Below are 14,447 nucleotides of genomic sequence, written 5' to 3' on the forward strand. Positions count from 1 at the left end.
GGATCGCTGGAGTCCGAAGCTACTTGGGCCGAACGGAGTACCCAACCGTTCCCACCTCCTGGGAGCCTACGCCCCTTGCCTCAGAGATATCTCTGTGTCTAAGATATTCACGCAGAGAGATTTACGAACTGGGAGGAAATCATGATGGAGCGGGTGCAGGTGCTGGTCGTGGGGGCCGGACTGGGCGGACTGTCGGCGTCGCTGTTCTTGGCGAGGGAGGGAGTGGACGTCCTGACGGTCGAACGGCACGCCGGGACGTCGGTCCACTCCCGGGCCGCCGGGCAGAACTGGCGCACGATGGAACTGTTCCACTGGGCAGGAATCGACCGCGAGGTCCTGGAAGTGAGCCCGCGAGCGTCGCAGGGGCTGCGGATCACCGTCGCGACCAGCCTGGCCGGCCGCGTCCTGCACCGGCTCATGGAGGACGGCAGCGAGTTCGACGTCTCGGCGTCGACGACGATGCCCACCGGCATGGCCGGCCAGGACGTCGTCGAGCCGATCTTGCTGGCGCACGCGGAGAAGGCCGGCGCACAGGTCCGGTTCCGGACCGAGCTCGTCGAGCTGGCGCAGGACGACGACGGCGTCACCGCGACGCTGCGGCACCGCGACTCGGGCGAGGAGAAGGTGGTGCGCGCGGACTACGTCGTCGCGGCCGACGGCGGACGCAGCGGCATCCGGGGGCGGCTGGGCATCGGGACGACCGGGATGGACGCGCTGAGCCACTGCCTCGGCGTCGTGTTCGACGCCGACCTCGGCGACCGCGTGCAGGCCGGCGTGACTGACCTGTTCTACCTGCAGCACGGCGACTTCACGGCCGGGCTGGTCAACACCGACGTCCCGAACCGGTACGTCTTCGCGCCGGACTACTTCCCGGACCGCGGCGAGAGCCCGGCCGACTTCGGCCACGACCGGCTGGTGTCGATGATCCGCGCGGCCACGGATCTGCCCGACTTGGAGCCGGAGATCGTCTGGACGGGCTCGTGGGAGATCGCCGCCCGGCTGGCCGACCGCTTCCGCTCCGGGCGGGTGTTCCTGGTCGGCGACGCGGCGAAGGTGACACCGCCGACCGGCGGTCAGGGCGGCAACACGGCGGTCGGCGACGGCGCGGACCTCGCGTGGAAGCTCGCCGCGGTGCTGCGCGGCGAAGCGGGTCCGGCGCTGCTCGACACGTACGAGGCCGAGCGGCGCCCGATCGCGCGGATGATCATCGACACGTCGCTGCACAACATGAAGCAGCGGATGCACCCCGATCTCGACGTCTCGGGGATCACCGAGCCGGTGGACATGCTGAACGCCATCCTCGGGTTCCGCTACCGCTCGACGGCGGTGCTTTCCGAAGAGCCGGACGACGGCTCGCGCGTCGAGGACATCCACGCGCCGACCGGACGGCCGGGGTTCCGGGCGCCCGGCACGGCGTCCACTGTGGACCTTCTGGGGCACTCGTGGGTGCTGCTGTGCGCCGGCGAGGGCTGGGAACACGCCGCGTCCGACGTCGCGGCGGAAACCGGCATCCGCCTGGAGTGCCACGCGCTCGACAACATCGATACGCGCTACGGCCTTTCGACGGGCGGTGCGTCACTCGTGCGTCCGGACGGCATCGTGGCGTGGCGTTCCCAGGGACCGGTCGAGGACCCGGCCGGCGAGCTGTGGCGGGTCCTGACCGCGGTCCTTTCGCGCTAGTCGCGCTGCTGCAGCGCGAAGCGGTTCCCCTCGGAGTCGACGAACATCGACCACCAGCCCCACGGCTGCTTCTCCGGCTTCGCGGGGAACTCCACGCCCTTCGCCGACAGCTCCTCGTACGTCTTCTCGATGTCGTCGGCGTGGAAGAAGAAGTTCGACGTCGGCAGCCGGTCGTTCTCGCCGAAGCGGCGGCGATCCTCGGGCGACTCGCTGAGCACGAGGATCGTCCCGTTCGGCGCGGTGACCTCGACCCACCGCCGGCCCTGGTCGTCGTAGGGCACGTCGGTCGTCACGGCGAACCCGGCCACTTCGGACCAGAACTTCTTCGCGCGCGCCTGGTCCTCGACCCCGACGACGACCTTGCTGACCCCTTGGATGGGCATGACCCCGCCTCTCTATATATCCACGGTGGATATAACCAGGGCGGAGTGTAGGCTGCGCCCATGGCCGACGGCAACCCGCTCACCCCCGCGGCTTTCCAGGTGCTCCTGGCCCTGGCCGCCGGGCCGGGCGGCCGCGCGCACGGCTACGGGATCATGGGGTTCGTCGCCGAGGTCACGGGCGGCGAAGTCCAGCTCGGACCGGGGACGCTCTACCGGACGCTGACCCGGCTGGCCGCCGACGGTCTGGCCGAGGAACTCCCCGGCGAAGACTCGCGGCGCCGCTACTACCGCATCACGCCGGCCGGCCGCGAAGCCGCGTCACGCGAAGCTTCGCTCCTGCGCCGGCTGGTCGCGGCGGCCGGCGACGCCGATCTGCTGGCCCGCCCGGAGTCGGCGTGAGCCGCCCGCTCGGCCTGGTGCCGCATCTGTTCGTGAAGGACGTCGAGACGGCGCTTTCCTTCTACGGCAAGGCGTTCGGCGCGGTGGAGCTGTTCCGCACGGTTCTGCCGGACGGCACGGTGCTGTTCGTGGAGCTGGCGGTCGGCGACGCACGGCTGCTCGTGAGCCAGGAAATCGCGTCACTGGACGCGCTGGCACCGTCGACGATCGGCGGGACCCCGCTGCTGCTGACGCTGGAGACCCCCGACCCGGACGACCTCGCGCGACGGGCGGTCTTCGCGGGGGCGACGGTGGAGGCGCCGGTGACGGAGATGTTCTTCGGCGAGCGGTACGGCCGGGTCGTCGACCCGGACGGGCACCGCTGGGCGCTCACCACCAAACGCGAGCAGTACACCCCGGAGGACATCGACGCCCGCAAGCCGCACGAGGTCTAGCGGCGCGCGAGGACCCAGTGGAAGGTCGCTGCGCCTTCGGGTTCGTGCATGGTCACGGGCTCATCGACGACCAGGGTGAAGCCGGCCGCTTCGAGCAGCCGCCGGTTCGCTGCCGCGCTGTGGGAGCTGAAGAACATGGGCGTGCCGAGCCAGTCGTCCTCCACGCCGTTCGCCTCACTGCACCCGAGAGCGGCCAGGAACCAGCCGCCGGGCCGCAGCCAGCGCGCGATCCGCGCGAACAGCGCACCCTGCTCCTCGCGGGGCACATGCAGCACCGAGTAAAACGCCGTGACGGCGTCGAAGCTGCCGTCCGGAAAGGACACCTCGGCCATGTCGGCCTTCTCGAACCGCGCGCCGGGGACGTTGCGTCGCGCGAGGTCGAGTTGCGCCGCGGAGAGGTCGACGCCGAGGACGTCGTGGCGCTCGGCGAGCAACGCCGTGCACGGCACACCCGCGCCGCAACCGAGGTCGAGCACTTCGGCGCCGTCGTCGAGCCGGCCGGTCAGCTCCCCCAGGAACCGCAGCCGGGGATCGTCCGCGATCCGCGCGCTCCACTCGAGGTACCGCTCGGCCGAGCTGTCGTAGCCGGATTCGACGATCCGCCGCGCGTCGCTCACCCGTCCGACCCTACCGAGCCGTCCAGGGGTTTCTCGGCCAGAATAAGCCCGTGGTGTCGGTGCGCAGCGTGGTCGACCGGGTGGGGCCGACGCTGCTCCACGCGCTCCAGGTGCCTGACGACTCCCCTGCCGTCGCCGACGTCGTCATCGCCGAACCCGGCGGAGCCGTTGCCGCCGGGGATCTCGTGCTCGGAGTCGCCACCTCCGGGCCCGAAGATGCCGCCGAGCTGGTGAAACGGAGTGCCGAACAGGGCGCCGCCGCCGTGTTGCTCAAGCCGCCGCTCGCCGCGAAGCCCGCCGTCAAGCGCGCCGCTAAGGCCAGCGGGGTCGCGCTCGTCCAGGTGCACGCCGCGACGTCGTGGGCGCAGCTCGTGTGGCTGCTGCGGACCGTCCTCGACGCACTCGCCGACGAGTCCGAGGACCTCGATCCCGGCTCCGGCGACCTCTTCCGGCTCGCCGACGCCGTCGCGTCCGTCGTCGACGCCCCGGTGACCATCGAGGACACCAACTCCCGCGTGCTCGCCTACTCCGCGCGCCAGGACCTCACCGACCCCGCCCGCGTCGCCACGATCATGGGCCGGCGCATCCCCGACGACGTCCTCGCGCGGTTCCGCTCGCGCGGGGTCTTCCGCGAGCTGTCACGCGGGCGGCAGACGATCTTCGTCCCCGCCCAGCGCGACGGCACGCTGCCGCGGCTGATCGTGCCGATCCGGATGGGCGGCGAGCTGCTCGGCTCGATGTGGGCGGTCGTCGCCGGGCCGGTGTCCGACGAGCGCGCGGCCGCGTTCGCCGACGCCGCCCCGGTCGTCGCGCTGCACCTGCTGCGCCGCCGCGCGCACACCGACGCGCAGCGCCGCGCGTCGGCCGAACTGCTGCGCGGGGTGCTCGAAGGCCGGGCGAACCCGCGCAAGGCGATGGCCGAGCTGGACCTGTCCGACGAGCCGCACCGCGTGGTCGTCATCGAGGTCACCGGCGGCGACGGCCGGGACGCCGAGGGCCTGCGGCTCGCCCTGCTGGAGCGGATCTCCCAGGGCATCGGGCGCCGTCCGGTGGCGACCGAGCTGGGCGGGCTGCTCTACGCCGTGGTCCCCGACCGGCCGGGCCCCGGCGGCTGGGAGGAACTACGCGACGCGCTCGTCGCGACGGGACCGTCTCGTCGCAGCGGTGCCCCGCGGGCCGCGGCCGGCGCCCCGGGCGAGATCGGCGACCTCTCGGCCTCCCGTCACCAGGCCGACGAAGCCCTCGGGCTGCTGCGCGCCGAGCTCCTCGACGAGCGCGTGATCACCTTCGACGAAGCCTGGACGGTACTGACGCTGCACCGCGGCGCGACGGCGGCGGCCGGGGCGAAAGTCGCGGAGCTCGGCCCGCTGGGTGCCCTGCGCACGCACGACGAGACGAGCAAGGCCGGCTACGTCGAGACGCTCTACGAGTGGCTGCGTCACCCCGGCGACCCGCGCGCGGCGGCGCGCGAGCTGCGGATCCACCCCAACACCCTGCGGTATCGCATGCGCAAGCTCCTGGAGCTGGTGCCGCTGGACCTCGACGACCCCGACGTCCGGCTGGCCCTGATCACCCAGCTCGTCGCGCTGCGCTGGAGCTGACTGCGCCATTCGGCCCATTCCGAGACCTATGCACTACTCCGCATGGATCGCGCCGAACGTTCCGATTGTCTTTTCCAGCCGAAAGATGGTGGATTCCGGTGACCGCCTGACGCACCTTCTTCGCAGCACCCGGGGTAGCCGGGTCGTCGCAGAGGAGTGGCCATGAGCAGTTCGGAGCGGTTTCGCAGGGCCGTCAAGCTGGGTGCGGTGTCCGCGCTCTCGCTGGTCGCCCTGGTCGTCCCGGGCACCACGACCGGGAGCGCGGTAGCCGCGCCCGCCGGCGACTGCTTCACCCCGACCCAGAGCGCGGATCGCAGCAAGGACGGCCACGCCGACAGCCTGTCGCCCGCCGAAGCGGCCCGCATGGACGCGGACCTGCAGAGCAAGCTCGCCGGCAAGCGCAGCACGCTGAAGGCCGCGGCGGCGGTGTCGATCCCGGTCTACTTCCACGTGATCACCAGCGGCTCGACCGGCAACCTGCCGGCCGCGACGATCACCAAGCAGATCTCGGTGCTCAACAGCGCGTACGCCTCCAGCGGCTTCAGCTTCTCGCTGGCGAGCACGGACTACACGAACAACTCCACCTGGTACAACGGCATCACCGACGGCACGTCCGCCGAGCGCAACATGAAGAACGCGCTGCGCAAGGGCGGCAAGAACGCGCTGAACATCTACACCGCCAACCTCGGTGACGACCTGCTCGGCTGGGCGACGTTCCCCTCGAACTACAGCTCGCAGCCGAAGCTGGACGGCGTGGTGATCCTCGACGAGTCCCTCCCGGGCCGCTCGGCGACGAACTACAACGAGGGCGACACGGCCACCCACGAGGTCGGCCACTGGATGGGGCTGTACCACACGTTCCAGGGCGGCTGCTCCGGTTCGGGCGACTACGTCTCGGACACCCCGGCCGAGGCGACGGCGACATCCGGCTGCCCGGCGAGCAAGAACACCTGCTCGGCGGCGGGCAACGACCCGATCCACAACTTCATGGACTACAGCTACGACGGCTGCATGTACGAGTTCACCGCGGGCCAGGCCACGCGGATGAACAGCTCCTGGTCGGCTTACCGCGCCTGACCGTTTTCCATGAAGGGCACCCTCATGGCTCTTATGTCCATGAGGGTGCCCTTCATGGCACCTGGTAGCTGAGGTCTGCCACGAGGGGCTTGGGCGCAAGCGCACCCGGTGCGTGGCCAGGTTTTCGCGCAGGTACGCGCGGCCCCGGCGTTCTACGTCGACGCTTTTGCGACACTCGGCAGAGCTGCCGCGCCCTCGGCGAACTGCGCTGTCCACAGCCCTCGACGAATGTGGACGGATTCTTTCCCGACCCCCGCGCATCGGCCGAACTGTCGGCAACCGGCGATAGACTGAGCGGGGCTCGTCCCCCAGGGATGGGTGGGGCGCGGCGTTCCGGCTCCGGCGGCCCGCGACCCCGGCGAGAACTTCCGCTCCCGAGCGGTGGACGGCCACGCAGGAACCTCGTCGGAACCGCTCATGCGACCAGCAGCGTCTTGCCCACCGTGGTGCGGGATTCCATCGCCGCGTGGGCGTCCGCGGCTTTCTCCAGTGGGAAGCGCTGGCCGATCACCGGCACCAGATGTCCTGCCGCGGCTTCGGACAACGCCGACTCCGTGAATCCCCGCATCTCCGCCGGGCTCCCGATCGAGCGCACCAGTGAAACCCCGCGCGCGGCAGCGTCCTCTTCGGACACTTCCGCCCACGAACCGCCCGCCAGGCCGTACACCGCCATCCGGCCGCCCGGGCGCAGCAGTCCGAACGCCGCCGTGCCGATCGCTCCGCCCACGCCGTCGAAGACCACGTCGACCTCGCCCGCCTCAGATGCCCAGTCCGGCCGCAGATAGTCGACGACGACGTCGGCGCCCACCACCGAAGCCACCTTCGCCGGCCCGCCCGCCGCGGCGACCACCGACGCGCCCGCGGCCTTCGCCAGCTGGACCAGCAGGCCGCCGACGCCGCCCGCAGCCGCCTCGACCAGGACTCGATCGCCCGGCCGCACCCCGGTGGCATAGACCAGACCCGTCGCGGTGCGGCCGTCCGCGAGCAGCGCCACCGCCGCGTCGAGCGCCAGTGCGTCCGGGACCTCGAACACCGCCGCCGCGTCCACCGCGACGCGCTGGGCGTACCCGCCCGAACCGCCGGTCGAGGTCACCACCCGCTGTCCCGCGAGCCCCGGGTCCACACCCTCTCCGACCGCGCTGATCACGCCGCCGACGCCGTTGCCGGGGACGACCGGTAACACCGGACGGAACGGTCCCGTCCCGGCCCGCACCTGGGTCTCGACGAAGGTGATGTTCGCGAACGCCACCTCGACCAGCACCTGCCCGGGCCCGGGGACCGGGTCCGGCGCCTCCCCCGGCTCCAGCGCTTCCGGCCCGCCGAACTCCCGCAACCACACAGCTCTCATGCGTGCACGCTGCAACCTCCAGCGAGGTCGAGGTCAACGGTCTTGTCCGCTCAGCACCACGAATGCTTCGAAGAAATGTTCGCCCAGCACGATGACACCGCCGTCCGGGTGGTTCACCGTGAGTGGCACCACCGCACCGAATCCGGACGCAGACCGACCCAGGAGGCCGACCGTGCGTATCGCCGTTCCCCGTGAAATCAAGAAGCACGAGTACCGGGTCGCGCTGACCCCCGCGGGGGTGCACGAGCTGGTCGGGCGCGGGCACGACGTCTTCGTCGAGACGGGCGCCGGGGTCGGTTCGTCCATCTCCGACGACGAGTACGTCGCCGCCGGCGCGAAGATCCTCGCCACCGCCGACGAGACGTGGGCGCAGGGCGAGCTGGTCCTCAAGGTCAAGGAGCCGATCGCCGAGGAGTACCCCCGGCTGCGTGCCGACCAGGTGCTGTTCACCTACCTGCACATCGCCGCCGACCGGCCGCTGACCGACGCGCTGCTGGCCGCCGGCACCACCGCGATCGCCTACGAGACCGTGCAGACCGCCAACGGCGCGCTGCCGCTGCTCGCCCCGATGTCCGAGGTCGCGGGCCGGCTGGCCCCGCAGGTCGGCGCGTTCTCGCTGATGAAGCCGAGCGGCGGCCGCGGCGTGCTGCCCGGCGGCATCCCCGGCGTCCACCCGGCGCGCGTCGTTGTCATCGGCGGCGGCGTGGCGGGCATCAACGCGGCCCGCGTCGCGTTGGGCCTCGGCTCGGACGTCGAGATCCTGGACACCAACGTCGACCGCCTCCGCCAGATCGACAACGACTTCGGCGGCCGCATCCGCACGGTGACGTCGAACCGCCTGTCGGTCGAGGAGTCCGTGCTGCAGGCCGACATGGTCATCGGCGCGGTGCTGGTCCCGGGCGCCAAGGCGCCGAAGCTGGTCTCGAACGACCTGGTGGCCCGCATGAAGGCCGGCAGCGTGCTCGTCGACATCGCGATCGACCAGGGCGGCTGCTTCGCCGACTCGCGCCCGACCACGCACGACGACCCGACCTACACCGTGCACGAGTCCGTCTTCTACTGCGTCGCGAACATGCCGGGCGCGGTGCCACGGACGTCGACCTACGGCCTCACGAACGTCACGCTGCCCTACGCGGTCCAGCTCGCCGAGCACGGCTGGAAGGCCGCGCTGCAGGCGGACGCCGCGTTGGCGAAGGGCCTCAACACGCACGCGGGCGCCCTGACGAACGGCCCGGTCGCGGTGGCCCACGACCTGCCCCACACGGCGCTGGAGACCGTCCTCGCCTGACCTACCTGACCCGAGCGGGCCCCTGTCGTTCTGCGGCAGGGGCTCGCTCCTCTTTCGCCACCAGCCGACGGCCGACGGCGATCGCGGGAAGCTCCACCCACCGCCGCAGGCCGCAGGCGAAGAGCAGTGCGACGGCGGCGGTCGCGGCGGCCTTGAGCAGGCCCGTCGGTAGCAAGAGCCCGGTCACGCCCGCGGCTCCGGTCTGCGCCAGGTAGAGCGCGTAGGACCGGTCACCGATGTACGTGAACGGACGGCTCGCGAGCAGCCGCCGCACCGGCCCTTGCGCGATCACCGCCACGAGCAGCAGCGCCGCGCCCACCGCGTAGATCGGGACGACGAACTGCCAGTTCCCGCCGAGCGCCTGCCCCAGCGGCTTGACCGACAGCTGCAGCACGCAGAACCCCAGCGCGACCAGCACCGCCGCGGCCGGGCTGGTCAGCGGCCGCAGCACCGCGAACCCGCGCGGGTGGTGCAGCGCCAGCGCGAGCAGGCAGCCGACGACCAGCGAGCCGTAGTGCACCGACAGGCTCGCCCACTGGTGTGCCGGCGCCAGCGGCAGCACGCCGAGCACGAAGCCCACCGCGCCCGCGCCGATCAGCAGGCGCAGCGCGGCCTTCCCGGACTTCGCGAACGACGTCAGCACGAGCAGCGCGGGCCAGACGAGGTAGAACTTCTCCTCCACGCCGAGCGACCACGACGTCGGGTACGGCGTGTTGTAGTCGACGACTTCGTTGAAGAAGGTCAGGTAGAACGGCATCGCGTCGCCGAGCCGGCTGCTCTGGTACGCGCCGGCGAGCGTCACGGCCAACGCTGTGAAGCCCAGCAGCAGGAAGTACACCGGCATGATCCGGAAGACGCGGCGGACGTAGAAGTCGCGCAGCGAGATCCGGCCGGTGCGGTCCTCTTCGCGCAGCGCCAGCGTGGTGATCAGGAAGCCGGACAGCACGAAGAACAGCTGGACGGCGATCCAGCCCTGCAGCCGGTCGACGACGGGCCCGCCGTAGTGGAAGAACACGACGGCCAGCGCGGCGAGCGCGCGCAGGCCGGTCAGGCCGGGGAACCACGACGACGAGCGGTATTCGGCGTGGTCGAGCGGCCGCCAGGAGATGATCATGGCCGCAGCGTCGATCTTGGACGCTGAACCCGGCCTGAAGCGGGCTTAAGACGTCTTCAGCTCCGGGAGCCGGACCACGAACCGGCTGCCGCCTTCGACCGCGGCCGTGCCGCCGTGGGCGCGGGCGATGTCGGCGACGATCGCCAGGCCCAGCCCCGATCCGCCGTCGTCGCTGGCGCGGGCGTCGTCGAGGCGGACGAAGCGGTCGAAGACGCGCTCGCGGTCCGCTTCCGGGATGCCGGGCCCGTCGTCGGTGACCGACAGCACAGCCCACCCGTCCGCGGCGGACACCTCGACGGCGACCCGGGACGCCGCGTGCCGCTGGGCGTTGTCGACGAGGTTGCGCAGGAGCCGTTCGAGCCGCGACCGGTGGCCGCGCACCACCGGCGTCCCGGTCACGTCGACGTCGATACGGTCCCGTCCCGCGACGACGGCGGCGGCCACTTCGGACAGAGCCACCGGTTCGAGCCGGTCCGGCCCGGCGTGGTCGAGCTTGCCGAGCAGCACGAGGTCGGCGACGAGGTCCTGCAGCCGGGTGACGTCGAGCAGCGCGTTCTCGCAGGAGTGCCGCCAGTCGAGCCGGTCGGGGTGGGCCAGCAGCACTTCGAGCTGCGTCCGCAGGGAGGCGAGCGGGGTGCGCAGCTCGTGCGACGCGTCGGAGGTGAACCGGCTCTGGCGCGTGACGGCCTCGTCGAGGCGGGCGAGCATCGTGTTCATCGTCCCGGCGAGGCGTGCGATCTCGTCGCCGGTGCGCGGCGCCGGGACGCGGCGGCTCAGGTCGTGCGCGCCGATCTCGGCGACCTCGCCGCGGATGGCCTCGACCGGGCGCAGCGACCGGCGGACGGCGAGCCACGCGATCACGCCGATGAGCAGTGCGACCGCGGGGACGCCGAAGGTGAGCACGGTCCGGACCGAGTCGACGGCGGCCTGGCCTTCGGGGTCGATCGCGACGCCGGCGAAGACGTCGTACTTGCTGTCGCCACTGACCTCGTGGACGACGTGCACGGTCAGGGACTCGTCGAGGCCGGCCAGCTCGGGGGCGCACCCGACGGACGCGGGATCGGCCCGGTCGATCACGTACGGCGGCAGCGTCACGTCGGCGTCGTACGCGGCCAGCGTGGCCCCGCGCAGCGCCGGGCAGGACACCACCCGGTTCCCCGACCGGTCGGTGACCTCGAAGATCGAGTCGCGGACGAGCAGCGAAAGGTCGACGGGGCGGGCGCCGGTGTTCAGCAGCTGGACGATCGCTTGGGCGCGGGAAAAGGCGATCTGCGTGGCGGCGTTTTCGAGGCGGTCCTGTGCCTGGACCACGAACCAGACCGACATGGCCCCGAGCGCGAGCGCCGAGGCGGCGAAGGCGGTCACCGCGACGCGGAACCGGGTGGAGCGCAGGAAGCTAGGCACCCGAGCCGACCACGTGGTAGCCGGCGCCGCGGACCGTCCGGATGGTCTCGGCGCCGAAGGGCACGTCGATCTTGCGCCGCAGCGCGCTGACGTGGACCTCGACCAGGTTGGCGGTCGCGGAGGCGGCGAAGTCCCAGAGGTTGTCGAGCAGCTCGGCCTTGGTGACGACCTGCCCGGGCCGTTGCATGAGGTAGGCGAGGAGGGCGAACTCCTTGCCGGTGAGGGTGATGTCGGCGCCGCCGCGCCGGCACGTCCGCCCGGCTTGATCGAGCTCGAGATCACCCAGTTTGAGGACCCCCGGCCGGGTGGCGCCGCCGCGCCGGATGAGGGCGCGCAGCCGCGAGAGCAGGACGCCGTAGGAGAAGGGCTTGGGCAGGAAGTCGTCGGCACCGGTGTCGAGGGCCTCGATCTCGTCGTCCTCGCCGTCCTTGGCGGTGAGCATGAGGATGGGGGTGGAGTCGCCCTGGTCCCGCAGCCGCCGGCAGACGCGATAACCGTTCAGGCCGGGCAGCATGATGTCGAGGATGATGGCGGAGTAGGGGTGCTCGGTGGCGAGCCAGAGCGCATCCCGCCCGTTGTGGGCGACATCGACGGCATAGCCCTCGGCACTGAGCCCGGCCCGCAACGCCTCGGCGAGCCGCCGTTCATCTTCCACGAGCAAGATCCGCACCGCGCCACGATGCCACAAGCCGCCACCAACCACGCCAACGGACAATGGCTGGAAGCCGAGCCAGGCGCCACGGGACAACGCTGGAAGCCGAGCCAGAGGCACCGTGGGGGTCCGGGGGCTCGGCCCCCGGGAGATGAGGCTGAAGTGAAGGAGCGAAGCCCGAAACGTAAGCGGCGACCCGCTCAACCAACCTGGGGGTCATTGGGAGCGGGCCGCCGATACCCAGCTTAGAGGTCCGGGCCGGACTTCGCTGCACCGGGTCGGCAAGTCGAGCGAATTCTTTACCAAGTTGATCTGCCCCGGCGATGGACTCCGCCGCGAACCCTCAGGTCAGAGCCGTGCAATGCCCGCGGCCGGCCACCGCGTCCGGTAGCGGAACGTGACGAACGTCGCTTCGGGCGGGTTCGGCCGTTCCGTGCGCGCGGGCGGCGCGGGTAGGGCAGGATGACGCCGCATCAGCGGGAACGTTAGGGGACGGTATGCACGACGGCAGTGGCCGGATTGTGGTGCAGAACCTGAGCAAGCAGTTCGGTCCGGTGAACGCGGTGCAGAACCTCAGCTTCACGGTCGAACCGGGTTCGGTGACGGGCTTTCTCGGCCCGAACGGCGCCGGGAAGACGACGACGTTGCGGATGCTGCTCGGGCTGGTGACGCCCACGGCGGGGTCGGCGACGATCAACGGGCGGCCGCACTCGCAGCTGGGGAATCCGGCGCGGGTGGTGGGTTCGGTGCTGGAGAACGAGGGTTTCCACCCGAGCCGGACGGCGCGCAACCACCTCCGCGTGTACGCGGCGGCCATCGGGGTGCCGGACCAGCGGGCGGACCAGGTGCTCGGCCTGGTGGGCCTGGGCAGCGCCGCGGACCGGAAGGCGGGCGGGTTCTCGCTCGGCATGCGGCAGCGGCTCGCGCTGGCGACGGCGTTGCTGGGTGACCCGCAGGTGCTGGTGCTGGACGAGCCGACGAACGGCCTCGACCCGGAGGGCATCCTGTGGCTGCGGAACTTCCTGCGCTCGTACGCGCGGGAGCAGCGGCGGACCGTCCTGGTGTCGAGCCACCTGCTCAACGAGGTCGAGCAGCTGATCGACCAGGTCGTGATCATCAGCCAGGGCGTCACGCGCTACTACGGCTCGCTCGACCAGCTGCGCAAGAGCCAGCAGTCGCGGGTGCTCGTCCAGCCGGCGGATCCCTCCGCGCTGGTGAAAGCGTTGCAGGACAACGGCATCACCGCCGTCTCGCCGACTCCGGACGGCCGGGTCGCGGTCGCCGGGTCGAGCGTCCAGCAGATCGGTGACATCGCCGCGAAGGCCGGTATCGCGGTCTACGGGATGCAGGAGGACCACGCCGACCTGGAGCGGATGTTCTTCCAGCTGACGCAGGGTCAGTACACCGGCGGGCCGGGTCACCAGCAGCAGCCGCAGTACCAGGGACCGCCGCCGGGGTATCCGCCGTCGGGCCCGCAGCAACAGCAGCAGTACTGGGGAGGACCGCAGCAGTGATGGGCAACCTGATCAAGGCGGAGTTCCGCAAGACGCTCTCGCTGAAGACGTGGTGGGTGCTGCTGATCCCGCTGGCGCTGGTGGCGTTCTGGCTGACGTTCGCGTGGGGCAAGATCACCAACGACTTCGCGGACTTCCTGAGCTCGGACAGCGACGCCCGGCAGGTCACCCGGTTGATCGGCCTGGACCCGAACCAGGTGCCGGTGGGGCTGCTCGCGCTGGCGCACGGCGTGAACATCGCGCAGCTCGTCCCGGGCCTGTTCGGCATCTTCGCGCTGGCCGGCGAGTACCGCAGCAAGACGATCACGACGACCTTCCTGACCGCGCCGAACCGGATCACGGCACTGGCCGCGAAGATGCTCACCTACGTCGCGTGGGGCGCGATCTACGGGCTGGTCAGCTTCGGGGTCTCGGCGATCGCCGTCATGTCGTCGGTCGACTCCGGCCGCTGGCCGTCGGCGGGCCAGTGGCTGGCCGCGCTCGGCGGGACGGTGCTGGCCTCGGTGCTGGTGACGTTGTTCGGCATCGGGTTCGGCGCGGTGCTGCGCAGCGTGCCGCTGGCGGTCGTGCTGTTCCTGGTGTGGTTCCTGATCGTGGAGAACGTGCTGGTGATCCTGCTCTGGGGCCAGACGACCCTGCTGGGCGGGATCCTGCCGAACGGCACCGCGAACGGCATCGTCGGCGGCATCGCCGCGGACGCGTTCGGATTCAACTCGCTCAACTTGCCCGACGACGTCAACACGGGGGCGCAGCTGCTGCTGCAGTACACCGCGGCGGCGCCCGGCGTGCTCTCCTGGTGGGCTTCGGCGTTGATCTTCTTCGCCTGGACGATGGTCTTCTTCGGCCTCGGCTGGGCGGGCAACCAGCGCCGCGACATCACGTAGTTCCGTGGTCCGTGACGGCCACCTTGAGCGACTTAACTAAGTCACTCAAGGT

General features: G+C 71.2%; 14 protein-coding genes. 8 read left to right on the forward strand and 6 right to left on the reverse strand.

Going from position 1 to position 14,447, the window contains the following annotated elements:
• The first annotated feature begins 141 nt into the window (after nucleotides 1–141).
• Nucleotides 142–1,680, forward strand: a complete 1,539-nt coding sequence (rdmE, locus tag QQ657_RS23315; RefSeq protein ID WP_284744338.1) for an aklavinone 12-hydroxylase RdmE — start codon at nucleotides 142–144, stop codon at nucleotides 1,678–1,680.
• On the opposite strand, the gene QQ657_RS23320 is transcribed toward rdmE, so the two are convergent.
• Nucleotides 1,677–2,063: a VOC family protein gene (locus tag QQ657_RS23320; protein WP_284744339.1), complete on the reverse strand. Its 387-nt coding sequence runs from the start codon at nucleotides 2,061–2,063 to the stop codon at nucleotides 1,677–1,679. The genes rdmE and QQ657_RS23320 overlap by 4 nt on opposite strands.
• A gap of 60 nt (nucleotides 2,064–2,123) precedes the next feature.
• Here QQ657_RS23320 and QQ657_RS23325 point away from each other — a divergent pair, with 60 nt between their 5' ends.
• Both QQ657_RS23325 and QQ657_RS23330 read left to right on the forward strand, forming a co-directional pair.
• Nucleotides 2,124–2,462, forward strand: coding sequence for a PadR family transcriptional regulator (locus QQ657_RS23325; RefSeq protein WP_284744340.1), 339 nt, complete (start codon nucleotides 2,124–2,126; stop codon nucleotides 2,460–2,462).
• Nucleotides 2,459–2,896, forward strand: coding sequence for a VOC family protein (locus tag QQ657_RS23330; protein WP_284744341.1), 438 nt, complete (start codon nucleotides 2,459–2,461; stop codon nucleotides 2,894–2,896). Before QQ657_RS23325 ends, QQ657_RS23330 begins: the two co-directional genes overlap by 4 nt.
• On the opposite strand, the gene QQ657_RS23335 is transcribed toward QQ657_RS23330, so the two are convergent.
• Nucleotides 2,893–3,513: a class I SAM-dependent methyltransferase gene (locus QQ657_RS23335; RefSeq protein ID WP_284744342.1), complete on the reverse strand. Its 621-nt coding sequence runs from the start codon at nucleotides 3,511–3,513 to the stop codon at nucleotides 2,893–2,895. The genes QQ657_RS23330 and QQ657_RS23335 overlap by 4 nt on opposite strands.
• Before the next feature lie 50 nt (nucleotides 3,514–3,563).
• On the opposite strand from QQ657_RS23335, the gene QQ657_RS23340 reads away from it, so the two are divergent.
• Together QQ657_RS23340 and QQ657_RS23345 are read left to right on the forward strand one after the other, a co-directional pair.
• Entirely contained in the window at nucleotides 3,564–5,114 is a 1,551-nt protein-coding gene (locus tag QQ657_RS23340; RefSeq protein WP_284744343.1) for a PucR family transcriptional regulator, read from the forward strand.
• Nucleotides 5,115–5,276: 162 nt separating this feature from the next.
• On the forward strand, nucleotides 5,277–6,191 hold the full coding sequence (locus QQ657_RS23345; protein ID WP_284744344.1) for a zinc metalloprotease: 915 nt from the start codon (nucleotides 5,277–5,279) through the stop codon (nucleotides 6,189–6,191).
• Nucleotides 6,192–6,606: 415 nt separating this feature from the next.
• On the opposite strand, the gene QQ657_RS23350 is transcribed toward QQ657_RS23345, so the two are convergent.
• Nucleotides 6,607–7,539 (reverse strand): zinc-binding dehydrogenase, encoded by a 933-nt coding sequence (locus QQ657_RS23350; RefSeq protein ID WP_284744345.1) that lies wholly within the window; start codon nucleotides 7,537–7,539, stop codon nucleotides 6,607–6,609.
• 172 nt (nucleotides 7,540–7,711) lie between these two features.
• Between QQ657_RS23350 and ald the strand changes: the two genes are divergently transcribed.
• The gene (gene ald, locus QQ657_RS23355) at nucleotides 7,712–8,827 is read left to right on the forward strand and encodes an alanine dehydrogenase (RefSeq protein WP_284744346.1); all 1,116 of its coding nucleotides are present in this window, start codon (nucleotides 7,712–7,714) and stop codon (nucleotides 8,825–8,827) included.
• Between the two features lies 1 nt (nucleotide 8,828).
• On the opposite strand, the gene QQ657_RS23360 is transcribed toward ald, so the two are convergent.
• Genes QQ657_RS23360 through QQ657_RS23370 form a run of 3 tightly spaced genes read right to left on the reverse strand, consistent with a single transcriptional unit; the run spans nucleotide 8,829 to nucleotide 12,015 of the window.
• On the reverse strand, nucleotides 8,829–9,941 hold the full coding sequence (locus tag QQ657_RS23360) for an acyltransferase family protein (RefSeq protein ID WP_284744347.1): 1,113 nt from the start codon (nucleotides 9,939–9,941) through the stop codon (nucleotides 8,829–8,831).
• Between the two features lie 45 nt (nucleotides 9,942–9,986).
• The gene (locus QQ657_RS23365; RefSeq protein WP_284744348.1) at nucleotides 9,987–11,345 is read right to left on the reverse strand and encodes a sensor histidine kinase; all 1,359 of its coding nucleotides are present in this window, start codon (nucleotides 11,343–11,345) and stop codon (nucleotides 9,987–9,989) included.
• Nucleotides 11,338–12,015 carry a response regulator transcription factor gene (locus QQ657_RS23370; protein WP_284744349.1) on the reverse strand — a complete coding sequence of 226 codons (678 nt, stop codon included), beginning with the start codon at nucleotides 12,013–12,015 and terminating at the stop codon, nucleotides 11,338–11,340. The genes QQ657_RS23365 and QQ657_RS23370 overlap by 8 nt, the downstream gene beginning before the upstream one ends.
• Before the next feature lie 479 nt (nucleotides 12,016–12,494).
• Between QQ657_RS23370 and QQ657_RS23375 the strand changes: the two genes are divergently transcribed.
• Nucleotides 12,495–13,511 (forward strand): ABC transporter ATP-binding protein, encoded by a 1,017-nt coding sequence (locus QQ657_RS23375; RefSeq protein WP_284744350.1) that lies wholly within the window; start codon nucleotides 12,495–12,497, stop codon nucleotides 13,509–13,511.
• Nucleotides 13,511–14,395, forward strand: a complete 885-nt coding sequence (locus QQ657_RS23380) for an ABC transporter permease subunit (protein ID WP_284744351.1) — start codon at nucleotides 13,511–13,513, stop codon at nucleotides 14,393–14,395. Before QQ657_RS23375 ends, QQ657_RS23380 begins: the two co-directional genes overlap by 1 nt.
• Nucleotides 14,396–14,447: the final 52 nt, after the last annotated feature.

This window comes from Amycolatopsis ponsaeliensis, from assembly GCF_030182635.1.
Lineage (GTDB): Bacteria > Actinomycetota > Actinomycetes > Mycobacteriales > Pseudonocardiaceae > Amycolatopsis > Amycolatopsis ponsaeliensis.